The following is a 21,960-nucleotide window of genomic DNA, read 5'->3' as shown; positions in this document are numbered from 1 at the left end:
GACAACTTCATAGTTTCTACCCGCATAAACCTGTATTGGATCCAAAAATGACCTATTTTTATAGGATGTGAGGTGGCCTTTATGGAACAAATTAAGGTACTGGTGGCTGATGATGAGCCTAACATAACCGAAGTCCTGCAGCTTTATCTTGAGCAGGAGGGCTTTAAAGTATTTACTGCGGCTGATGGTCAGCAAGCAATGGCTATTGAAGAAGAATATTGCCCCGATTTGTTAATTCTTGATGTCATGCTGCCCAAGCGGTCCGGCTGGGAAATCTGTGAAGCCATTGAGCGCAATGTGCCTGTCATCTTTTTAACCGCCAAAAGTGGGGAAAACGACAAATTAACCGGCTTTTCCCTGGGCGCCGACGATTATATTACTAAACCCTTTAGCCCGCGGGAGGTTATGGCCCGTGTCAAGGCCGTGCTGCGGCGCAGCGGCCTGATTACGGAAACCGGTGCCCGCTTGGAATTCCCCGGGTTAAGCATTGATCAAGGGGCCCTGGCCGTGCATTCCGGCAATCAAAGCACAGCTTTGTCACCGAAGGAATTTGAATTGCTCATATTTTTGGCCCGCCATGCCAAAATGGCGTTTTCCCGTGACCAGCTCTTAATCAATGTCTGGGGTTATGATTTTGACGGAGCTGACCGCACAGTGGATGCCACCATAAAACGGCTGCGGCAAAAAATTGATAATCCTGATTTCAGCTACATCCATACCGTATGGGGCGTAGGCTATAAATTCGAGGTAACCAGCAAATGATGCGCTCTATTTTTGGCAAACTGCTGCTTTCCCATCTGGTAATCATCCTGGTAAGTATGCTGACGCTGGGATTATTAATGTCCTACCTGGTACGGGAGCATGTTGTGGAAAACAAACGACTCGATCTGCTGGCCAAAGGCAGTGCGGCAGCGGCGATAGTAACCCCGCTGCTGACGGACGGGCAGAAACCCTCGGACGCCCTGCTTGACGCCATGAGCGACATGGCTGGCGGCGATATCTGGATTATGGATAAAACCGGTCAGATTATTGCCGGTCAGCCGCCGGCCCGCTGGCAAAGCCGCCATCTCCAAAATCTGTCCGAATTTTGGAACCGGGCCGATTGGCAGGATGGCACCGGCAGCCAGAAAGTTCTCAAACCCCGCCGTCGCGGCGAGCCGGCCATCATTGCCGCCTTGCCGCTGCCGGCCCAGAATTCAGGCCAGCAGGCAGCCTTGTTTCTCTTCTCACCGGTTAAAGGTGCCACCCGTACCGCTCTGGCACTTGAACAACTGCTCCTTTATTCACTGGGAGCCGGTATTTTGGCGGCAGCCCTAATCGGACTGCTAATGGCCCGCAGCCTAACCCGCCCGCTTGCCGATATTAGCCGGGCAGCGGCCGCTTTTGCCGGTGGTGATTATCAAAGCCGGACCAGTGCGGTCCAGTCTGACGAGATCGGCCAGCTTGGCCGCACCTTTAACAGTATGGCGGCCGAACTGGCGCAAACAGAACAAAACCGCCGGGACTTTTTGTCCGATGTCTCCCATGAACTAAAAACACCGGTTGCCTCCATCCAGGCGCTAGCGGAAACCATGCTGGACGGACTGGCAAAAACACCGGAGCAGCGAAAACGCTATCTTACAAGCATTGTTGGCGAAACCAAACGCATTGGCCGGCTTGTTGGCGATTTGCTCGATTTATCGCAGCTTGAGTCCGGTGAACTGACTATTGTCCGCGAGCAGGTATCGCTTTCAGAACTAATCACTGCCCATACCGCCAAACTAACCCCCTTCCTTGAAGGGAAATCGCTAATATTGACGACAAACTTAACAGGAGCCAACCTGGTGGTGGTTGCTGACCCTGACCGCCTCGGCCAGGTGCTGGCCAATCTTTTGACAAATGCCATACGCCATGCCGATTTCGGTTCCGAAATAAGCATAACCGCCCAAACCCACCACCAGCAAACAATAATTGCTGTGAGCAATACGGGCCCGGGGATTCCGGCGGAGCATCTGCCGTTTATTTGGAAAAGATTCTACCGGGTTGATAAGTCCCGCTCCCGCCGCGATGGCGGCACAGGCTTAGGATTAGCAATTACCAAAAAACTGGTAACAGCTATGGGCGGTACTGTCAGTGCTGATAGTATACCGGGCAAGACTACTACTTTTACTATTACTTTACCGGCAAAATAAGAAAAACCGCTGCCGCGGTCCTTTGGCTTTGCACACGTCAGTTGATCTGGAATGCAAGGGCCGTGTCTTACTTTTGTCATCGCCACAAAAGTAAGCAAAAAGTCTAGGCCCGAAGCCTTCAAAAGCTGAAAAGCCGGGCGGTATTCCTAAAATCCGTAACTCGCTCCGCTCAAACAGTACGGATTTCTTAACGAATACCGCCCGGCTTTTCTCCTGCGAAACGCTTTTTCCGGCAAAGGGCCGGGGGATTACCGGGGGTGCGGGGGCACCGTCGCTGCTCAAGCTGGGCATTGACCTTAGTTCCCCTAATTTTATAAGGACTTTCAGCCTCTCAAACTTATACATTCTGATATATATAAAGTAAACACGGCTTGCGCCGAGCCTATGGCGAAAGGGGAAGCCGATGTTGCCTTATGCAGGGAAAGTTAACCTTTCTATCCTGAAAAATAGCATTTTTCATTCTTTGCTGGTGCCGTTGTAACGGCATGACTGTCTATCAGGATAAAAAAATCCATAAAAATCCAAATTGGATCATTTTGTCATATTTTTGTCATATTTTTCCGCTATCCTATATGTAGCAGCTTGACAGCTGATAACATAGAAAAAAATAAATAGCGGAGGGATTTTACATGTTTTCCAAAGTATCACGTAAAGCAATTGCCGCTTTTGTTATCGGGGCTTTTATGCTTGGCGGCATTGCCATTCCCCTGATCGCCCAGGCCGAAACAACCAAAGACCAGCCGGCCTACCATCAAAAATGCCGTAAACTTGATCCCGAAGAGGCGGCTAAACGTCTGTCATCAGACTTTGGGCTCGATGAGGCTCTCATCAGCAAATACCAACAAGAAGGCAGGGATAGCAAAGATTTGTACCACGCTGCCTTTTACGCCAAAGTCAGCGGCCAGTCGTTCGAGTCGGTTCTGGCTTTGAAAACAGAAACAAATACCTGGAAAGATGTTGCCGATACCCTGGGTATCGATAAAGAGAAAGCCAAAGCGGTTCGCCAGGAATTAGCTGCCAAACGCATCTCTCTCAAATACAGCCTGAATCAGGAAGACGTGCAGGACCTGTTCAACCAAGGCTATCACCACCGCGATATTGCGATGGCCGGCTTACTTGCCAAGGAAAGCAACCAGGACATTGCTCAAGTGATCGCTCTGAAAAAGGTTAATAACACCTGGCATGATGTTGCCGCCGAACTTGGCATTGACCTTAAAGCGCTAAAACAGGAAACAGGCCGGGACAAACATAAACCCCAGCCCTAAAACCATAAAAGCGGGAATGCTCACAGGTTCGCACTGCCAAAGGCTGCTCTCCTCCAGTCTTTTGTCAGGCGGGCACCTGCAGCACTCCCGCTGTTTATTTTTTCAACTGCTTATTAGCCATCCAACCGGGCGGCTACACCTGCTGTTAACTCATAAATATGCCTGGCCAGGTCATAGGGTAATGCCCCCGTACCACAGCTGGGTGTCCATATCATATTGTCCCTAAAGACAGCCGGATCAATGCCCCGTTCCGCCAACTCAGCGGCCTGCCCTTCAAACCGGTCAAGAATTGTCGCCGGTGTTTCCTGCCAGGCCTCCTCGGAGGTTGGTATCAACCCCCACGCCAGTTTGCCCCCTTGCTGCAGATAGCCGGCGAGTCCTTCGGCCTGCAGCGCCATGCCGGTAAAGTAATGGTATGCATCAAAGCTTATCATATCCAGTGGCAAGGCAAAAAGAACTGACCAGTCGATCGCGGCGCAGGTATGAACGCCCACCCGGACACCCTCCCGGTGCAGGGCGTTGATAAGAACGGTAAGGGCTGCTGCCGCGTCTGCCCTGGTTAGCGTTATATGGGTGGATGTGTCGATTAGAAATAAACCGGGATCGTCAATAAAGATCAGCACAGGGTAGCCGAGCGCCTTAAGGCGCCTGGCCTCAAGCACTGCCTGCACAGCCAGACATTTGACCAGTATGTCCCGCAGCGACTCATCATAAAAACAAGCTCGTCCCCGCTCATCCTTGATCTGCAGACCAACTGTCAGCGGCCCGCTGATATGGCCCTTTACGCCTTCCGCCCGGGGGAAATAGCGGTGAAAATGGCCGGTGAAAGCATCCAGCCCGGCAAACGCTTCCCCTGTCAGGGCAAAACTGCCGGCAGCACCGTCATTGCCATTCATAAACTGCATATATTGTTCAAAAAACTCAGCCGCTTTATCGGCCCAGCCAGGTGCCAGCCGGTCAAAAACCGGATCTTTAAGCGGGCTAACCGATAATACACCCAACTTAATCAGCGGCTGTACATACTGCACAACAAAACCCTGCTCAGGCATCTTAGCCGGCAATTGAGGCCAGTGAGGCCAGTAAGGCATTGCTGCGGCAATTACCGTAAGCGCAGTCTCCTCCTCCTGATAGGGTAGGCTCCCAATGCCGGTGGCCCGGTGCGGTTTTATCCAGCTCATATGTTTTTCCTCCCTGTAACTCCGGGAGCGGCCTCCCGGATTGTCATTATTCCCGGTTAAGCAGCACAGCGGCAATCATTGCCGTCAGCGGTATGGCACAAATCAGGCCGATGCTGCCGGTCAGCGCCCTGGCAAACTCAGTCACAATCAGATTTAGGTTAAGGATTTTCAGCATCGGCGCATTTTGCTGCGAGGCGATCAGCAGCATCAGCGGCAGCGCGCTGCCGGCATAGGCAAGGATCAATGTATTAGACATTGTCCCCATAATATCCCGTCCCACATTCATGCCCGCCCGCACCAGCTCCTTAAAGCGGATCGCCGGCTGTACGCTCTTGACTTCATATACAGCGGAGGCAATGGAAATGGTAACATCCATAACAGCTCCCAGCGCCCCAAAGACCATACCGGCGAACAGCACCCCCTGGAAATCAATATTAGCTAAGGTTGATGCTTTAAGCAACATGGCTTCCTCCGAATCAAGCCCTGTCAGATGCATAAGTTTTATCGACGCCATGGAAAGCAGCCCGGCTATTGCCACACCGCCGATTGTGCCCAGCACAGCGGCCAGCGTCTTTTTGGATAAGCCGCTGATGACAATTTGCGTAGCCATGGCAATCACTGCCGCCACGGCTAGGGTCAGCAGGGTCAGGCTGTATTGATGAGCAAGCACCTGACCGATGAAAAACTTAAAAATCAGCAGCACGGAAAAGGCAATAACAAATACGGACTTAGCGCCAATAAAGCCGCCGAATACAATCAGCGCCAGAACAAACAAGCCGCCTAAAACATATACGTAGTCAAAACGGTCAAAATCACTGACATAATAGCTGGTTTTCCCCAGGTCATGGGTAACGGCGACAATTACTTTATCCCCGGGGTTGACCTTTATCTCATACGCCGAATGGGTGGAGACAAAATTAAACGTATCAACAACCTTACCGGCTTCCGGTCCACTTGTCAGCCTGATACTGACAAGCTCGCCCTTCGCCAGCTGATACTGTTTCTGCATAGACTGACCCAGGGGGCCGACAAAGACCACTATCCCCTTTTCATAGGCAACCGGGGCTGGGGCCGGGGCTGCCTGCATAATACCGGTTGGCAATAACATTACCAGAATCAACAATAGCAGTTTTTTCAAACTAACCCTCCTGTCTAGCTATCTCCATATTAGCCCACCCAAGCGATTCTTTCAACTAAAAAACGGCTGACAGGCAATAAAAACACGGCAGGATAAATTCCTGCCGTGTTTAGTACACCAATTAATAGCGTGAATCCGGCAACCCAAAACTATATACAACCTTAGGCCCTGTGCCGTCGTCAGGCCCATTCTGGGCATTGACAGGCGCCATGATGTCAACAGGGGGTTGATTATCATCGCTATTTTCATCTTTTTCATTTATTTTGCCCTGGTTTAACAGCTGTGCAAGCTCCTCGCCTTCCAGGGTTTCCCGTTCTAACAGCGCAGTAGCTACCAGATGCAGCTTCTCAATATTGTCCTTCAGCATTCCTTCAGTTTTAGCGTAAGCGGCTTCAATCATCCGCCGGACTTCCTTGTCAATTGAGTAGGCTACCTCTTCACTGTAGTTGCGGTCCCGGGAGATATCCCGGCCCAGGAACACCTGCTGTTCCTGGCGGCGGCCAAAGGTAATCGGCCCCAGTGCCTCGCTCATACCATATTCTGTAATCATCTTGCGCGCCAGATCGGTGGCACGCTCCAGGTCATTCTGGGCACCGGTGCTGATTTCACCCAACACCACCGCCTCGGCAACCCGGCCGCCGAGCAGTGTGTTAAGCTGCTCCAACAGTTCGGTCCTGGTAGCATAGTACCGGTCTTCCTTCGGCAGCATCAGGGTATAACCGCCGGCCCGGCCGCGGGGAATAATGGATACTTTGTGTACAGGATCGGTATGGGTGAGCATCATGCCGACAAGCGCATGCCCGGCTTCATGATAGGCTGTGAGCTTTTTCTCTTTGTCGCTGATAACCTTGGATTTGCGCTCAGGTCCTGCGACCACCCGCTCAACGGCTTCTTCCAGCTCAGGCATTTCAATACGGCGTTTATTGCGCCGGGCAGCCAGCAACGCGGCCTCGTTGACCAGATTGCTCAAATCGGCACCGGTAAAACCCGGGGCCCGGCGTGCCAGCACATCAAGGTCCACTTCCTTGGCAACAGGTTTGCCTCTGGTGTGTACTTTCAAGATCTCCAGCCGGCCTTTTACATCAGGGCGGTCAACCACAATCTGGCGGTCAAACCGGCCGGGACGCAGCAAAGCCGGATCAAGAATGTCCGGACGGTTGGTGGCAGCAATAATAATGATCCCCTCATTGACACCAAAGCCATCCATTTCCACAAGCAGCTGATTTAATGTCTGCTCCCGCTCATCATGGCCGCCGCCAAGACCGGCTCCGCGCTGACGGCCGACAGCGTCAATTTCGTCAATAAATACAATGCAGGGAGCACTCTTCTTGGCCTGTTCAAACAGGTCCCGTACCCTTGATGCCCCGACACCAACAAACATCTCCACAAAGTCAGAGCCGCTGATACTGAAGAAAGGAACACCGGCTTCACCGGCTACCGCTCTTGCCAGTAACGTTTTACCTGTGCCAGGCGGCCCGAATAACAGCACACCTTTCGGGATGCGCGCCCCCAAATCATTAAACTTTTTGGGATGCTTCAGAAATTCGACAACTTCCTCCAATTCCTGCTTGGATTCATCCGCGCCGGCCACATCCGCAAACGTAACCTTGGTTTTCTCTTCCCCATGCAGCTTAGCCCGTGATTTGCCGAACGACATTACCCGGTTGCCGCCACCCTGGGTCTGCTGCATGATGAAAAACCACACACCAATGAGCAACAGCATTGGCAGAATAGAAGAAAAAATAGTCGTCCACCACGGGGGCTGAGGCGGCTGTTCTGCCTTGATATCCACGCCTTTTTCCCGCAGTTCATTGATCAGCGTGGGATCATTGGGAGCAATGGTGGCAAACTCCTGCCCGTCTTTCAGCTTACCGCGAATGGTATTGTCAACAATAGTCACCCGCTCAACCTTCTGTTCCTCTACCTGCTTCAGGAACTGAGTATAGCTGATTTCCTGCTTAGGGGTCGTCCGTGACGAATAATAGTCGATTATCGAAATTGCGATAATGATAATCAACAGGTAAAAACTTACATTCCGGAAAAACTTGTTCAACAAGTAGCCCTCCTCTCGCTGGACCACAAAAACGGCGTTAGAAACATGTTACCATTCATATCGCATAATTATAGCATACTAAGTAATAATTGACAATTACGGAAAAACATTTATCCTGCATAGGCTTCAGGCTTAAGCACCCCGATAAACGGAAGATTACGATATTTTTCGGCATAATCCAATCCATAGCCGATAACAAAGTAATCGGGAATTGTAAAACCATTGTAGGCAATTGGCACCTCCACCTTACGCCGCTCAGGCTTGTTTAGCAACGTACAGATTTTGATGCTGGCCGGTTTACGGGACCAAAGGTTTTCCATCAGGTAGTTTAAGGTCAGCCCGGAATCAATAATATCCTCGACAATCAGGATATGCTTATTTTCCACATCTTCATCCAGGTCTTTTAAAATCCTGACAACGCCGCTGGAGGAAGTCGCGGCCCCATAACTGGAAACAGCCATAAAATCGATAGCCACACTCAGCTTGACGGCCCGGGCCAGATCAGACATAAAGATAACCGCACCCCGCAGAATTCCAATCATCAATATTTCTTTGCCTGCATAATCAGCAGTGATCGCCTCGCCCATTTCCCTAATCCGGGCAGCAAGCTCTTCCTCACTAAGCAATATTTTCTCCACGTCATCCATCATATTATTACTCATATTCAAATTTCCTCCTGTTTAGTAATAGTAAGCTGCAAAATTTTTTTCGTATTGCCAGTGATGCGGCCATGTTCACTTTGGCGATAGCCGGCTATCCAGATAATTTCCTGCTGATCAGAAACAATGGGGATAGCGTCCCGCTGCGCTGCAGGCACCTTGCTATCAATAAAAAAATCTTTGATTTTCTTGCTGCCGTTAAGCCCGCGCGGCCGGAACCGGTCACCTGGCAGGCGGCCCCGGAGGGTAACCGGCAAACAGAGCTGTTCAAAATCAAAAACTGCCGTTGCCCGCCCGGCGGCGGACGGCGCAGAAACGATCTCGGCCATTACCGTCAAGCCATTTATCCTTGTTATGCCAGGAATCGCGAGTTCTATCGCAGCTTCCAGCCGGTGTTTCCCGGCCGTAAGACAGGCGGTCCCTACTTCCAGCGTTGTGTAGGTTCGCCTGGCAAAGAGCCCCCCCGGCAGTGTCAGCTGTGAACCGACGTCACCCCGTAAGGCCATAGTAATTAAATTTTCCACATGAATAAAGCTTATTCCTGTCAGGTTGCCACGTTTTTTCTCAATAACCTGCCGGATACAGGCGCGCTGCAGGGCCGGATGCAAACCGGCCAAAGCCTGGCTGTTAATGCTGGCCTTACCCTGGTCGTCACTAATTATTGTTCCCCATAGTTTGCCGGCTTCCTGACAAATATAATCATGTTCATCCCCGGCCAGCACGGCCAGGCGCCATAACGCCTCACGGATGGAGGGATTATACTCGGTTTCCAGCGCCGGCAGCAGGTTCAGTCTAACCCGGTTCCGTAAATATTCGGTTGTAAAATTAGAACTGTCCTGGCAGGGAGTCAAATGCTGGCTGCGGCAGTATTCTTCGATCTCCCGGCGGCTTACAGACAGCAGGGGCCTGATAATATCACCGCTTAGCGGGCGCATGCCCCGCAGTCCGCCGCTGCCGGCGCCGCGCAGCAGATTGATCAGTACCGTTTCCGCCTGGTCGTCCCGGTGATGGCCTGTGGCAATCCGCGCCCCGCCCCAGTCAGCAGCCACCTGACGCAGATATTGATACCGGAGTGTCCGCCCGGCTTCCTCGGCCGACAGTTTATTGGCCTGCTGATAGGCAGGAACATCAATTGTTGTTATATGACAGGTAAGCCCCAGTCCGGCAGAAAAATCCGCAACAAACTCTGCTTCCTGCGCGGCTTCGGGGCGAAACATATGGTTTATATGGGCTACTGCCAGGCAAAAGCCATATTCAGCCTGCAGCTGGTTAAGTATGTGCACAAGAGCCAGCGAGTCAGGGCCGCCCGAACAAGCCGCCAAAATCCGGCTCCCCGGTGCTAACAGCCGGTGACGGCTTGCCCAGGCCTTTATTTTATCAAGCATCCTCTATCCCCGGCTCCCTATTTGATATTCTGTACCCGAGCGTGTTAACCGATACAAAGTAGAACTTACAAAAATACCGAAAGCAATCGCGCCCCCCGTTAACAGGGTCAGCATGCCCATGGCTACCCCTTCGTCATACCGTCCCTCGACCATAAAACGCATGGCCGTGTAGGCTTCACGCCCCGGGACTAAAGGAATAAAGCCGGGAACAATAAAAATTGTTGCTGGCTTTTTCAGAATTCTGGCCAAAAGTTCAGCAAGCAAGCCAACAGCCATACTGCCAAGAAAATTGGCCATAATACTGTTTACCCCATTCAGAACCACTCCATACATAACGAGCCACCCCACCACCCCGGTAGCACTTGCATACCCCAGAAGCTGGCGGGGAATGCGGTACAGGACACCAATCGCAGTGCCCATCGCCAAAACCGCAATCACCTTAACAATAAACATATATCACCCCAATCAATATGTGCTGACGGCCAAAATGATTACAACCCCCATGGATACTGCCACAGCAGTCAACGCGGCATCAAGGCCGCGGGACAACCCGCTTAGCAGGTCACCGGCAATAACATCCCGGATCGCGTTGGTTATGGCCACTCCCGGCACTAGCGGCATGATTCCCCCCACAACCACATTGTCCGGCCGGAGCTCCGGCCACATATGGCTGAACAACATCCCCACCATCGCCGCTGTCATGCCGCCGAAGAATTCAAAAGTAAACTTAACACCATGCAGACGGGAAATAACATGAGCAATATACCGGACAATCAGCGCGGTGCAAAAAGCAGCCAGGCTCTCGGCTACGCCGGCATTCAGGAGAATGGCTGCCGCCCCGCCCACTGTCCCGGAGGCCAGCATGGAGGGAACAAGGGAAAAGCCGGTTCGTTCTCTGGCAATGCGCTCAAGATGGGCATAGGCTTGCTGATAATCGATCCGCCTGCCTGCCAGCCGCCAGGATAATTCATTTACTTTGGCAATACGGTCAAGGTTAATTGTCCGGTCATGCACCCGGCGCATGACCGTGCTGGTCCGCCCTGCCGTATCAGTGACAGTAACAAACACACCGGTAGGGATGACAAAACTCTCCACCTTCGCGGCCCCTAATGACCGGGCAATATGAAACATAGTTTCCTCCACCCGGCTGGTTTCAGCCCCATTCTTCAGCATAATCTCCCCGGCCAGAATTGTTATGTCGATTATCTGCTCTAACAGGATTTGCATATTTTCCCCCGCCGCTGCCTGTTTTAGTTGTCAATTCGCGCCTGTCGGAATAATTTCCTGCCATAAATTAGGCATTATGGTAGTCTTTCCGGTAGCGGCATAAAATAAACGGAGCAAACGGAGTCATGGTTTTGTCTGACTCTGTTTGCTCCAGCCGCTACTGCACAGTCTCCGGCCGCTCAGCCACCCTGGCTACCAGCACCGCCATATCATCTTTAGCCACACCGCCTGCCAGGTCGATTGCCTGTTTCAACAATCTCTCGGCAATATCCTGCGGCCGCTCGCTCCCTGTGCGGCGAAGGAAGTTCGCCACCCAGGTTTCCCGTTCCGAGCTGCGGGCCGCGTCAATCATGCCGTCACTTACCATCACAATAATATCACCTGGAGCCAATACCCGCCGCACCGGTTCGATCTCGACATTCTCCAATATGCCCATCGGCGGGGCGGCCGGATTAATTGTCGTCACTTCCCGCACCCGTTTTATATAGCTGGGAGCCGAGCCCACTTTCAAAAACTCTGTTTCCCCGGTAAACGTGTCCACCACGGCCATATCCACGGTAGCAAACATATCTCCCGGCATTTTTATCAACAACATGGAATTAACTGTTTTAATGGCTGTATCCACTTCAAAACCTGCCGCCAGCAGCTGCTGGAGAAATTTCACAGCATGTCCGCTCCCGCTGGCCGCTGCTTCCCCGCTCCCCATACCGTCACTTAGGATAAGTGCTGTCCGGCCCCGGCCGACAGGCTGGGCAATACAGGTATCGCCAGAAATCCCGCCGCTCTCTTTGGCCACTGTTGCCATGCCTGTTTCCACAAAATAGCGTTCCCCCAGTTCCATCGTTAATTTACAGGTCTTATTCCGTATCTTACTGCCGCACTCCGCCTGTAGTGCCATTTTTTCCTGCAATAAATTGGCTGTAAGCGGCAGAACCGTATTGACGCACTCCCGCGTCCCATCGCACACCGCTTTATGGGCCTCCACAGTCACCTTGCCCCGCTCGCCAATTACCCGTACCCTGCTTAGCGGGCAGCCCAGGACTGAGGCCCGCTCTGCCAGCATACCCGCAACCTCGGCGTCTGTCTGGGGACCTCTCTTTAACTCCTGTGCCAGATTGCCAATAATGACCCCGGTGGCTTTCATCTGTTCAACGGCCACCTGACGGCATTCTGTCAGTTTTTTGTGCCAGTACCAGTGCGTCCTGTTACTGTCCGCCACCTGGCTAATTAGAGCCACTAATTCCTGCTGGTTTATGCAGGTGTCTCTTATACCAGCGGGAATCGCCTCTGCTTTAAGCTTGCCGGCTTCAGCCAACGCCAGCATATCAAGCATAGCCTGGTAGGTTTGGTAAAAATCACGATCCCAGCATTTGCTCCGGCATTCACAGGGTCCGCAGATGCGTTCCCCCACTGCCGACAGCATGTGCGCCAGCTGCCGGTCTTTAATTTTTGCGCTATAGGCCGCATTATCATTCATACGGCCCGAATCAAAGACCCCCGATAAGTCCTTAAAGATATCAGCAATATTATTCAGCTTATCCACGGCTGTGTTGACCGTCTGCCGCACAGCCTCGGCACTGCCGGCCTCGTCTATGCATGGTTCCCGCCATTGGCTCATCCTGGCGGCAGGAACCAGCATAAAGGCGGCCCCGGCCACCGCCGCCTCGCCCATTGCCAGCAGCAGTTCACCAGGCTGCCCCAGATATAATACGGCAATGGCACTGCCTAAAATAAAACCTAACAATACGGCGGCCTTGCCCATTTCCCGGAACAACCCGCCCAACATGCCTGCCAACGCATACATGGCAATGGTGGAGGCGGCGTTCCCGTCGCTTAAACCAACAGCCAGGCCGGTGATAATGCCGACTGAAGCCCCCAGCCCGGAACCGCCGCTAAACGCCAGGGTCATGGCGATAAGCGAGCCGGCAATATTACGCACGCTAAAATCATATATCGTCAAGCTGCCCAGCCCGGCTACCGCGGTGGCCAGCATAATCATTCCACAAATCAGGTTTTCCGCCCCGGCCTGATACAGTTTATTATTCAGGAACAGCGGCACTCCATATTGAAAAATAAAAACCAATATCATGCATAATGTTGCATTAAACACAACCAGCATAGCGCCATACAACGAAGCTTCTCCCAGGGAGGTAAGGGCCATCCCGCTTAAAAACACACAGCCAAACATAAACAACGGAATCGCCTGTACTTTTTTCTCATAGCGCGAAAGCTTGTCCGACAAGCGCCAATAGAGAAGCATTGACAATAAGTAAATAATCCCCTCCTGATAAAAGCCCGCGCTGATTACGCCGGCCAGTGCCCACACGCCTGCAGCGGCGGCCCGCTCCCGGGCCAGCCCGGCAATGGCGGCAAATAAAGCCAGCCCGAACGGGGCTATCTCTCCCATAAGCGAAACCCGCCCAATTAAGAGTGCCAGGAGGTTGACCGGCAGGTTGTCCTGATGAAACAGAGCCTTTAAGCTCAGCCTGATCCACTCAAAGAATTCCCGCCACGGAAACCCCGGCTTATCCTCAGGCACAGAATCTGCCGGCTGCCGCACCGGCGGCGCCTGCAGCATTTCTTCAGGCAGGGTAATAATAGATACTTTTGGCATGATTTTTCACCCCTGTAAAAAGTGTCTTACACTGCACCTAAGATTTTACAGATATTTCCATGAAAATGTTTGTCTATTTGCGTCACCCAGCCCTAAAAAAAATCCGACATAAAAGGTATGCTTTTATGCAAAAAACCACCCGGTCAGCATGACCAAGTGGTTTTAGTTCTATTTTTCCGATTAAACTATTCCATTTTTTGTCGATAATCCAATAAAACTATACAAATACCTTATATTTATTCAGCCCGGCGCGCTGCACTGCCACCGCCGCCGCCGGCACCACCCCGGCCACCATTGCCGCCACGTTTGGAATCGGTGTTGCGCTTTAAATCAGTCAGGCGCTCATCACTGTCTTTTAAAAATTTACTTAGCTTATCTTCAAAGGTCAAGCTGTTCACTCTATTAGAGCGACGGAAATCGTTGGAATGCTGCTTTCTTGGAGCGGGAGGCTGCAGCTGCTTAATAGAAAGGCCAATTTTGCCGCGATCGTCTACAGATAAGACCTTTACCTTAACCTTGTCTTGTTCCTTCAAAAAATCTTTGACATCGCGGACGTATACGTCAGCAACTTCAGAGATGTGAATTAATCCTACCTTCCCACCCGGCAACTCGACAAAAGCGCCAAAGTTTGTTATGCCGGTCACAACTCCTTCTACAACACTGCCAACTTCAATGGACATACTAATCAAACTTCCTCCTTAAAATCTTTCGTACTTTTTCTAGCCTGTTTTGGAACCCGCAATCCATATTATACTCTTGATAATGAAAATGTGTCAAGGAATGGCGCCTATCTGGCCGGAATATACGGTACTTCCCCCGGTTTTACCAAACCAAGCTGCTCACGGGCTACTTTTTCGATATACTCGGTCATACTCAGCTTTTCCTTCTCCGCCGTCAAAGTTTTATTAACCCCTTGGGCCTGAGCCAAACGGGTATTGGCCACATCCATTTCCCGACGGATTTTATAAAGCTCTGTCTGCTGCAGAATAAATACATAACAAAAGTAACCGGCCATAATTAATACACATAGCCTGAACCAGCTAAACCGTGTTGCTTTCTTACGTTTTTGCGCCATAACATCACCATACTACATTTGATGTTAACTGTATTCGCCCTTTAAACGGCAATTCCTTTTTATTTATGGTAATTTATATGGAAATTTCATGGCGGCGGCACCTCTTCGGGCGGCGGCGGCGGTGGCTGCCGTTTCTTATACCAGGCCCAACACTTTCTGCCAATATAGCGGACCGGCCAAAACAATGCTGTTACAAACAGCCGTACCGGTTTAATAAAAGTAAACACCAGCATACGTTTCCCGGTCCGCAACAGGCGGCCGGCCAGCTTAAAAACAAAGATAATCAACTTGAGAAACTGTTTACTCACAAGCCGGTAATAGGCAGCTACACCAGCAAACATCGCTATAAACACATAGAATCTCAACTCACCCCAGTTACCCATAATAAGGGCTAGAAAAGCAATGCCTGCCGCCACCAGCCAGTATAACAAATCCGTAATCGAAGTAACCAGCCAGGGAGGACGATAGTAGCCCCGCAGTACCCGGTAGGTGTCAAAAAGCATGCCCAGCAAAATTCCAGTTGCGGCAATTAGCAAGAAGGTATTCAATTGCGTTGAAAACTCCACCTGTTCACCTCTTTTGTACGAAGGCGCTCTGTCCTTTACCGCCAGCGCAGCGATTTATACCGGCAACATAATCGTTTCCCCACAAAAACCAGTGCCGTCACAGTTAACATAAATGTCAAGCATAACACGAAAGCAACCTGTTCCCATTTTTTAGCGGCCAGCGCCCCTGGGGGCCAGCGGCCACTTATCTCATACCAATTAGCGATTACCTGCTCAACATACCGGGCGGTCTCGGTATATGGGGGAATGCCGCCGTATTTGTCCACAGCGCCAGGCCCGGCATTATAGGCAGCCACGGCAAGTTCCGAGTGAGCCCCATAACGCTGTATTAACTGCCCCAAATAATAGGTGCCTACGGCGATATTAAGATCAGGATCATAAAAACAGGCACTGCCGCATTCGCCTTCATGCCGGCCACGGCAGATCCCGGCCTGGCTGTTTACCAGCCGCCAGGTACCGGGGATAACCTGCATCAACCCGTAGGCCCCGGCCTTAGACAAAGCCCGGGGATTAAAAGAACTTTCCGCCTTAACAACAGCGGCAATAACCTCTGGATTAACACCGTACACCCGGCCGGCCTGGTTTATCTTGTCAGCATAGGGTAGTCCGCTCACTTCCTTCATAGCCGCAGCTCCTGACGAAAATTTTTCGTATACAGCCCTGCGGCTGTAGTCAGCCAGACTGGCAGCCAGACCGTAAGCCACAGCCTGAATTGCCAGTGCAACCAGGAGAATCAGCCATAATGACAGGAGCCGGCTACGCATATTATTTTAAAAACCGTTCCAGCAGCCCCTTGCGCTGCCGTTGTTCATCCTCGTAATTCATCCCTTTTACGATTCCTTCTATAATAATATTCCCCTGTTCAAGATTAAGCTGCTTAATATTAAGACCTTCCCCCTTAATAATCAGCATCCCCTGCTCAGTTTCCATAATAATTTCTTTTTCATCATAGCTCCCCAGACTGACGACCCCGTCAACATTAAGATCTTCCCTATCGACTAGTGTCAGCTGATGCCGCCACTTTGGCGTCTTATTATCTATTGGCATAAAACTCACCCTCCCGGCCAATGCTATTTCAAGTTATGTATATGCCCCATAACAGATTATTAGTACAAAGATTAAACAGCGCGGTTAAATCCAAGTGTTTACGGAGGTTTTGTAATGGCCGACCTCGCCTACTACTGGCAGAAGCTCATGTATCATATTGTGCACCAAACTACTTTATGGCTGCTGATCGTCTTTTTTACAACATCAGTCGTTGCCTGGGGACTGGGATCGGTGCTGAATCAGCATAACGCCCGGGGACGGGAAGCCAGGTTCGCACGGAAAACGGCGGCATTTTATGCCGCCGCTGCCTTGGTTTTATGGATGTGCAGCTTTTTCTTCAGTTAGCACTTCTTCTTGCCTGCAGCCCCCGGCGTAGTTGGCGGAGATTTTCTCCAGCTACTTGTGTTCACCCACCCCGTTGATATTGACATTAACCGAGACAATTACCGGGATTTTCGGGAACACCTCTTTGTCCCAGCGGTCTTTAACCTCTTCCCATTTCCTGGGGTAGCTGATTTTGAGTTTCCGGCCAAAAAACAGCACATCAACCCCCATTTCCTGCTGCACCTTAATGCCATGCTCCACCATCTGTTTTACCTCCTGGGCAAACTGGCGCTCCAGCTTGCGGGCATAAGCAGGATTATCACTGGCATGCACATGGCGTTCAGGGCAGCGCTGCATCTCGGCAATATTGCCATACATAGTAATATCCAGGGTATAGTAGAGATTCTCTCCATCCAGATGAGCGCGCAGGCGCGTATCATGCCGGAATAACTCATAAACGAAAATATAATCAGGATGTTCTGAACACGGGCTAGTAATCACAGCCCCTTTTTCCAGGCCGACGACAAATTTATCGGCCATTGTCTCATACTCATTAAGATAAGCTGCCAAGTGACCAGTCTTATCAATAACAGCCGCGCCCCCTAGCTTGATAATATCATCAGTTAGTTCAACCTTGGGCAGAACGAGAGGCAATTTTTTATCAAGACTCACGGCGGTAGAGCCAACGTCCTGAATGCCGACAATGTGAGGATTCCTAAAATAGTTGCGGGCCGCATTGGCCAAAAATATGCCTACCGGCTCACCGCTGGGCGGCTTAAACTCAATGACCGACCGGGCTTCGCCCGGGGTAACATACAGGCGCATCCACCACCGCATTTCGTTATCCCGCAAAAACCAGTCAAGTATTTGATCAAGTCCGCCGGCGGCCAGGGCCGCTTCGCTGATGACAATAACCTGAATATGTTCCCACGATATCGGCTTGCCCAATTGGCTGATCATATCCCGGTTCATTTCCAGCAAGGACCGGCCGACATTGGTAACCACATAGGATTTAATCGGCGACAGGCTGCCCCGTTCGCCTTGATTGGGTTCAAAGTCAAGCAATTCCACACTCATGCGGAACACCTTGCCGCCATAGGGCTGGACAAACGTTTCCCCTGTGCTTTCATCGCCTGCGGCCGCATCAATAGCCACAGCCAGGGCAAAATGCCGGTCCTGCAGCTCCCGCTGGTCCCAGCAGCCAGCCAGTATCAGGCACAAGGCGGTTAACAACAGCCAGCATGCCAGCAGCCGGCAAACGCTGCAAGAGAATAGCCCGGCCTTCATCGGTGCTCACCAATCTGATTAATAACCACATTAACAGACACCACCAGCGGAATATAGGGGAATAATTCATCCCAGTTGTCCTTTACTTTAGCCCAGGTTTGCGGATGGTAGGCCTTGAGCTTGGCGGAAAAGTTAAGCACGTCGCTGCCTGCCGCCTGACAGATATCTTTGCCATATAACACAATCCGCTTGACCTCGGCCGCTGTTTTAACCTCAATCCGGCGGATGAAATCCGGGTCAGCCGCCCCTTTGACCTGACCCGGGACCTGATATTCTCCCAAATTTCCCTGCATATTAATATCAAGGGTAAAATAAATATGATCGCCGTCTACATGAGCATCCAGTCTGGTATCATGCATAAACAGCTCAAATACCACCACCTCATCCGGCGTATCGCCGGGAACGGTGATAATCGCCGACTTTTCCGTATCCCTGATCATTTTTATGCCGGCCACAGCCAGTTCATCGGCATAACCGGCGAACTTGTCTTTGTTAAATAAGGCTACGCCACTGCTTTTTACAATATTATCCCGCATGTCGATACGGGGAATAATCAGGTCCCGGCTGTTATCGAGCATGACACTGATATTGCCCAAATCAGTGCGCAAACCGGCCACATGGATGTTCTTGACATGATTGCGGAGAATGTTGGCCAGATAGATGCCGCCCGCCTCTTTGTTCGGCGGTACGTATTCAATGATTTTTCTGGCCTCGCCGGGGGTGATAAATACTTTTATCCGCCAACGCATCTCGGCATCGCGTAAGAAGAAATCAACAATGGGTTTTAAACCGGCCAGTTGTACAGCAGCTTCACTGATAACAATTGTCTGGATATGTTCAAAATACAGGGGTTTGCTGCTTTGGCCCAGTGTATCGCGCACAATCTCAAACAGCGACTGCCCGGTATTTGACAGCACATAGGTCCGCCCTCCTCCCTGGCCGCCCTGTTGCCCTTCCCCGCCCCCGCCGGCCGGTCGCACCCGCAAAATCTGCAGGCTAACCCTGTACCGTTTTTCCCCGTGGGGCTGAACAAAGGTTTCATTTGCTTTGGCAGCCGGACTCTGGCCGGCTTTGGCTCCGGCCTCGGCCGTATCGATAGCGACAGCCAGGACAAAATTCCGGTCCTGCAGCTCGCGCCGGTCCCAGCAGCCGCTGGTCGCCAGGGCCATAATTATAATCAGCAGGAAGCAAAGCAACCGTCCTCTACCCCGCACCTGACGTCCGCCTCCGTTCACTCCGCCAGGCCAGGAAATAGATTAGCGGCAAAATGCCCAGCGACAGCACTACGCCCAGCCAGGTGGCCACCTTATCCGCCTGTTTAATCAGTTCCATCCCGTCCAGCAGGCTCGCGCCTACAAAAATAACCGGTGTAATGGCGAGTACCCAGGGCCGGTGGTCGGCAAAGCCGCTCAGCCGGCTCAGGGTCTGGCTGATTACATACACCAGGACGGACATGGTATTAAAAACTGCCGGCACCCAGGCGATCAACAGGTAGTTTTCCAAGCGTTCAATAAAAGTTCCCGGCAGCTCAACACTTCTTACCACAACCAAGATGGGATATGATTCATTTTTTACCCCCTCCACTGACAAAACCCCCACTGTTATCACAACAACAGCAATGCTAATCAGCGTTACGAACCCCATTGCCAATGCCAGTACCAGCGTCAGGTTGCCTTTGGTCCTGTTGATAAGCGGAAATAACAAAAGAATAATCTCATAGCCGCCGTACACCCCCCAGGTGTTGAAAGCGGCCCCGGCAATCCCCCACGGCTTCTCTAGCCACAGCGGCAGCAGGTTTTCCGGCTGAAAATTAAACAGCCCCAATATCCAGATACTGCCCATCATGAGCGTAGAAATAACAAAGGTAAACTCAGTAATCCTGATAATTGTTCCTAGATCCTGCAGCGCACAGTAAACAACAACCCCCAGCATGCCCATAATCAGAACATCATAGGGTGTCCGGTCAAACATGAAAAAAGCCAGGCTCCTGCTAAACTGGTTAAAAACCACCCAGACAAAGATTAAAAACAAACAAAGCACGGCCCCAACCACCGCCAGCCCCGGCCATTTCCCCAACAGCCGCGGCAGGTAACCGGTATAATCCTGCCCGGGATACAGTTCTCCCAGTTTCATCAGGATCCAGACGGCGCCAAAATACATCGCGCCGCTCAGGATGATACTCACCCAGGCAAACTGTTCCGCCTGCGGAACCACCTTGGCAGGCAGCCCGATAATCTGGGTGCCGAACATCACGGCCGTAATAAATAAACCAAACTGGGCCACCGACATTTTGCTTTTTGCTTCAAGATTAGCCATATCCCTTATTGTCTCCTTGCCGTTGCTTATCCTGGGCGCCAAACTCAGCCGGCCTGTTCTTCATGAACTTCTGCGGCAGCCGGACCAGCCCGTCTTTCCAGTCAGACCACAGGTCAACGTCCAGTATGCCGCCAATATAAGACTCGCCAAAATTACGCAGCGAAAACAAATGCACGGTAACGATCAGCAGGCCTAACATAACCCCGTACAATCCCAGCGCAGCCGCCAGGCACAGCATGGGCAGACGCAGGGACCGCAGCGCCAGGCCAAAAGAATAATACGGCATTACATAGGAGGCGATGGCTGTAACCGAGGTAACCACCACCAGCAGGGGATTGACAAGGCCGGCCTGAACGACTGTCGTGCCAATAACAAAAGCCCCGACCATACTGGCCGCACTGGCGATTTTCTTCGGCAGCCTCGCCACCGCCTCCTGAAACAACTCCAGCAGGGCTTCCATCATGACTGCTTCCAGGAACGACGGAAACGGGGTACGGGCCCTGAGTTCGGCAATGGAAATGGCCAGGCCGGTGGGCAGCATACCGGGGTGATAAGACACAACCGCAATATAAAGGGCCGGCGTATAGATGGCGATAAAGGCGGCAATATGGCGGGTAATCCGGATCAGGCTGGCCACTGAGGCCGGCATGGTATAGTCTTCGACAGCTTGCATAATGCTGGCGTAAGTCGCCGGCACCATAATAACCGCCGGTGTATTATCAACAATAACACTAACCCGGCCGTCATAGATGGCATTCAGCACCTTCTCCGGCCTTTCCGTAGAATCCAGTTGCGGAAAAGGTGTCCAGGGATGCTCTACCATGGCATCTTCAACAACCTTGGATACCACTACCTGGTCAATACTAATATTTCGTATGCGCCGTTCCACTTCCTCGCTCAGCCCGGGCTTGACCAGGCTGGCGGAATAGACGATGGCCACCCTGGTTTTGCTGCGCTCACCGACCTCAACGATACGGATTTTTATATTAGGGTCCCTAGCCCGGCGGCGAATAAGAACAACATTATCGACAAGGGTCTCGTTGAACGCATCCTGGGGGCCGCGAATATTTTCCTCCACATTGGACACACCGACACCGCGCTTGACATATTTAGGAGCGCCGACTGCCAAAATTTCGGCAAACCCCTCAATCATAACAAGGGACCGGCCGCTCATAACCTCCTCAACGGCATTATCGGCCGACAGCTCAATGACAGCAACCGCCGCCGTAAGTTTTTCTTCTATAAACTGCCTGAGGTCAAACTGACTGGCATCAGCCTGCATCAGCGGTCTGAGTATGTTGTCTTCCAGGGTGGTTGTATCGGTCATGCCGTCTAACGATACTAACAGGGCCTGCCTCCCGGCTGTTTTAAAAAAACGGAATTTGACATCATCACAATCACGAAACACCGTTTGCAGGAGCTTAACATTTTGCGCCAGCGCAGAGGTAAACACAAACATGTCTTCACCCGGAGCCGGCACAGCCCTGATGCCGGCAACAATCCTGGACATATCCTCGCCCAGGGCGGCACTGTCCTTAGTCAGTTTCCGCAAAGCAGCCACCCGCTTTTTCAGGGTATCCAGCGCATTGCCGGGCATGATATCTGACAGTTTGCCAACAGTGAACCGCTTATTATTTTTACCCACTGCCAGACAA

At 51.7% G+C, this 21,960-nt stretch carries 21 protein-coding genes; 4 read left to right on the top strand and 17 right to left on the bottom strand.

Annotated elements, in window-relative coordinates; translation table 11 throughout:
* The first annotated feature begins 81 nt into the window (after positions 1 to 81).
* The 3 genes from ACZ481_RS02140 to ACZ481_RS02130 all read left to right on the top strand — a co-directional run bounded on the left by ACZ481_RS02140 (position 82) and on the right by ACZ481_RS02130 (position 3,436).
* The gene (locus tag ACZ481_RS02140; RefSeq protein ID WP_464768557.1) at positions 82 to 762 is read left to right on the top strand and encodes a response regulator transcription factor; all 681 of its coding nucleotides are present in this window, start codon (positions 82 to 84) and stop codon (positions 760 to 762) included.
* Complete coding sequence (locus tag ACZ481_RS02135; protein ID WP_464768556.1) at positions 759 to 2,171, top strand: sensor histidine kinase; 1,413 nt, start codon at positions 759 to 761, stop codon at positions 2,169 to 2,171. Before ACZ481_RS02140 ends, ACZ481_RS02135 begins: the two co-directional genes overlap by 4 nt.
* Before the next feature lie 629 nt (positions 2,172 to 2,800).
* A complete protein-coding gene (locus tag ACZ481_RS02130; protein ID WP_464768555.1) occupies positions 2,801 to 3,436 on the top strand; it encodes a hypothetical protein in 636 nt (211 codons plus the stop codon).
* 113 nt (positions 3,437 to 3,549) lie between these two features.
* On the opposite strand, the gene ACZ481_RS02125 is transcribed toward ACZ481_RS02130, so the two are convergent.
* The 13 genes from ACZ481_RS02125 to yabP form a co-directional block, all read right to left on the bottom strand.
* The gene (locus tag ACZ481_RS02125; protein ID WP_464768554.1) at positions 3,550 to 4,614 is read right to left on the bottom strand and encodes a uroporphyrinogen decarboxylase/cobalamine-independent methonine synthase family protein; all 1,065 of its coding nucleotides are present in this window, start codon (positions 4,612 to 4,614) and stop codon (positions 3,550 to 3,552) included.
* Positions 4,615 to 4,660: 46 nt separating this feature from the next.
* Positions 4,661 to 5,752, bottom strand: a complete 1,092-nt coding sequence (locus ACZ481_RS02120) for a YibE/F family protein (RefSeq protein WP_464768553.1) — start codon at positions 5,750 to 5,752, stop codon at positions 4,661 to 4,663.
* Positions 5,753 to 5,873: 121 nt separating this feature from the next.
* On the bottom strand, positions 5,874 to 7,805 hold the full coding sequence (gene ftsH, locus ACZ481_RS02115; RefSeq protein ID WP_464770562.1) for an ATP-dependent zinc metalloprotease FtsH: 1,932 nt from the start codon (positions 7,803 to 7,805) through the stop codon (positions 5,874 to 5,876).
* 110 nt (positions 7,806 to 7,915) lie between these two features.
* Positions 7,916 to 8,455, bottom strand: a complete 540-nt coding sequence (gene hpt / locus ACZ481_RS02110; RefSeq protein WP_464770561.1) for a hypoxanthine phosphoribosyltransferase — start codon at positions 8,453 to 8,455, stop codon at positions 7,916 to 7,918.
* A gap of 14 nt (positions 8,456 to 8,469) precedes the next feature.
* Positions 8,470 to 9,849: a tRNA lysidine(34) synthetase TilS gene (tilS, locus tag ACZ481_RS02105; RefSeq protein WP_464768552.1), complete on the bottom strand. Its 1,380-nt coding sequence runs from the start codon at positions 9,847 to 9,849 to the stop codon at positions 8,470 to 8,472.
* Positions 9,850 to 9,852: 3 nt separating this feature from the next.
* Positions 9,853 to 10,302, bottom strand: coding sequence for a threonine/serine exporter family protein (locus tag ACZ481_RS02100; protein WP_464768551.1), 450 nt, complete (start codon positions 10,300 to 10,302; stop codon positions 9,853 to 9,855).
* A gap of 12 nt (positions 10,303 to 10,314) precedes the next feature.
* A complete protein-coding gene (locus ACZ481_RS02095) occupies positions 10,315 to 11,076 on the bottom strand; it encodes a threonine/serine exporter family protein (RefSeq protein WP_464768550.1) in 762 nt (253 codons plus the stop codon).
* 157 nt (positions 11,077 to 11,233) lie between these two features.
* Positions 11,234 to 13,690 (bottom strand): stage II sporulation protein E, encoded by a 2,457-nt coding sequence (gene spoIIE / locus ACZ481_RS02090; RefSeq protein WP_464768549.1) that lies wholly within the window; start codon positions 13,688 to 13,690, stop codon positions 11,234 to 11,236.
* Between the two features lie 236 nt (positions 13,691 to 13,926).
* A complete protein-coding gene (locus ACZ481_RS02085) occupies positions 13,927 to 14,370 on the bottom strand; it encodes a S1 domain-containing RNA-binding protein (RefSeq protein WP_464768548.1) in 444 nt (147 codons plus the stop codon).
* Between the two features lie 107 nt (positions 14,371 to 14,477).
* Positions 14,478 to 14,765 carry an FtsB family cell division protein gene (locus ACZ481_RS02080; RefSeq protein WP_464768547.1) on the bottom strand — a complete coding sequence of 96 codons (288 nt, stop codon included), beginning with the start codon at positions 14,763 to 14,765 and terminating at the stop codon, positions 14,478 to 14,480.
* Between the two features lie 86 nt (positions 14,766 to 14,851).
* Positions 14,852 to 15,331, bottom strand: a complete 480-nt coding sequence (gene yabQ, locus ACZ481_RS02075; protein ID WP_464768546.1) for a spore cortex biosynthesis protein YabQ — start codon at positions 15,329 to 15,331, stop codon at positions 14,852 to 14,854.
* A 35-nt stretch (positions 15,332 to 15,366) separates the two neighbouring features.
* The gene (locus ACZ481_RS02070) at positions 15,367 to 16,095 is read right to left on the bottom strand and encodes a lytic transglycosylase domain-containing protein (protein ID WP_464768545.1); all 729 of its coding nucleotides are present in this window, start codon (positions 16,093 to 16,095) and stop codon (positions 15,367 to 15,369) included.
* Between the two features lies 1 nt (position 16,096).
* On the bottom strand, positions 16,097 to 16,378 hold the full coding sequence (yabP, locus tag ACZ481_RS02065; RefSeq protein ID WP_464768544.1) for a sporulation protein YabP: 282 nt from the start codon (positions 16,376 to 16,378) through the stop codon (positions 16,097 to 16,099).
* 114 nt (positions 16,379 to 16,492) lie between these two features.
* Between yabP and ACZ481_RS02060 the strand changes: the two genes are divergently transcribed.
* Positions 16,493 to 16,723, top strand: coding sequence for a hypothetical protein (locus tag ACZ481_RS02060; protein WP_464768543.1), 231 nt, complete (start codon positions 16,493 to 16,495; stop codon positions 16,721 to 16,723).
* 51 nt (positions 16,724 to 16,774) lie between these two features.
* Here ACZ481_RS02060 and ACZ481_RS02055 read toward each other — a convergent pair whose 3' ends face one another.
* The 4 genes from ACZ481_RS02055 to ACZ481_RS02040 are packed head-to-tail and all read right to left on the bottom strand — an operon-like array spanning position 16,775 to position 21,950.
* Positions 16,775 to 17,989 carry a Ger(x)C family spore germination protein gene (locus ACZ481_RS02055; protein WP_464768542.1) on the bottom strand — a complete coding sequence of 405 codons (1,215 nt, stop codon included), beginning with the start codon at positions 17,987 to 17,989 and terminating at the stop codon, positions 16,775 to 16,777.
* Positions 17,986 to 19,203, bottom strand: a complete 1,218-nt coding sequence (locus ACZ481_RS02050; protein ID WP_464768541.1) for a Ger(x)C family spore germination protein — start codon at positions 19,201 to 19,203, stop codon at positions 17,986 to 17,988. Before ACZ481_RS02050 ends, ACZ481_RS02055 begins: the two co-directional genes overlap by 4 nt.
* On the bottom strand, positions 19,193 to 20,305 hold the full coding sequence (locus ACZ481_RS02045; RefSeq protein WP_464768540.1) for a GerAB/ArcD/ProY family transporter: 1,113 nt from the start codon (positions 20,303 to 20,305) through the stop codon (positions 19,193 to 19,195). Before ACZ481_RS02045 ends, ACZ481_RS02050 begins: the two co-directional genes overlap by 11 nt.
* Complete coding sequence (locus ACZ481_RS02040; RefSeq protein ID WP_464768539.1) at positions 20,298 to 21,950, bottom strand: spore germination protein; 1,653 nt, start codon at positions 21,948 to 21,950, stop codon at positions 20,298 to 20,300. Before ACZ481_RS02040 ends, ACZ481_RS02045 begins: the two co-directional genes overlap by 8 nt.
* Positions 21,951 to 21,960 lie beyond the last annotated feature (10 nt).

The organism is Sporomusa intestinalis (assembly GCF_055383785.1).
Note: the sequence above shows the minus strand (reverse complement) of the source record. Positions and strands in the feature narration are given on the sequence as shown.

Excerpts from the sequence above, each read along its gene's own strand:
- ACZ481_RS02140 (WP_464768557.1), top strand. The coding sequence starts at position 82 with ATGGAACAAATTAAGGTACTGGTGGCTGATGATGAGCCTAACATAACC.
- ACZ481_RS02135 (WP_464768556.1), top strand. The coding sequence starts at position 759 with ATGATGCGCTCTATTTTTGGCAAACTGCTGCTTTCCCATCTGGTAATC.
- ACZ481_RS02130 (WP_464768555.1), top strand. The coding sequence starts at position 2,801 with ATGTTTTCCAAAGTATCACGTAAAGCAATTGCCGCTTTTGTTATCGGG.
- ACZ481_RS02125 (WP_464768554.1), bottom strand. The coding sequence starts at position 4,614 with ATGAGCTGGATAAAACCGCACCGGGCCACCGGCATTGGGAGCCTACCC.
- hpt (WP_464770561.1), bottom strand. The coding sequence starts at position 8,455 with ATGATGGATGACGTGGAGAAAATATTGCTTAGTGAGGAAGAGCTTGCT.
- tilS (WP_464768552.1), bottom strand. The coding sequence starts at position 9,849 with ATGCTTGATAAAATAAAGGCCTGGGCAAGCCGTCACCGGCTGTTAGCA.
- ACZ481_RS02100 (WP_464768551.1), bottom strand. The coding sequence starts at position 10,302 with ATGTTTATTGTTAAGGTGATTGCGGTTTTGGCGATGGGCACTGCGATT.
- ACZ481_RS02095 (WP_464768550.1), bottom strand. The coding sequence starts at position 11,076 with ATGCAAATCCTGTTAGAGCAGATAATCGACATAACAATTCTGGCCGGG.
- spoIIE (WP_464768549.1), bottom strand. The coding sequence starts at position 13,690 with ATGCCAAAAGTATCTATTATTACCCTGCCTGAAGAAATGCTGCAGGCG.
- ACZ481_RS02085 (WP_464768548.1), bottom strand. The coding sequence starts at position 14,370 with ATGTCCATTGAAGTTGGCAGTGTTGTAGAAGGAGTTGTGACCGGCATA.
- ACZ481_RS02080 (WP_464768547.1), bottom strand. The coding sequence starts at position 14,765 with ATGGCGCAAAAACGTAAGAAAGCAACACGGTTTAGCTGGTTCAGGCTA.
- ACZ481_RS02070 (WP_464768545.1), bottom strand. The coding sequence starts at position 16,095 with ATGCGTAGCCGGCTCCTGTCATTATGGCTGATTCTCCTGGTTGCACTG.
- yabP (WP_464768544.1), bottom strand. The coding sequence starts at position 16,378 with ATGCCAATAGATAATAAGACGCCAAAGTGGCGGCATCAGCTGACACTA.
- ACZ481_RS02060 (WP_464768543.1), top strand. The coding sequence starts at position 16,493 with ATGGCCGACCTCGCCTACTACTGGCAGAAGCTCATGTATCATATTGTG.
- ACZ481_RS02055 (WP_464768542.1), bottom strand. The coding sequence starts at position 17,989 with ATGAAGGCCGGGCTATTCTCTTGCAGCGTTTGCCGGCTGCTGGCATGC.
- ACZ481_RS02045 (WP_464768540.1), bottom strand. The coding sequence starts at position 20,305 with ATGGCTAATCTTGAAGCAAAAAGCAAAATGTCGGTGGCCCAGTTTGGT.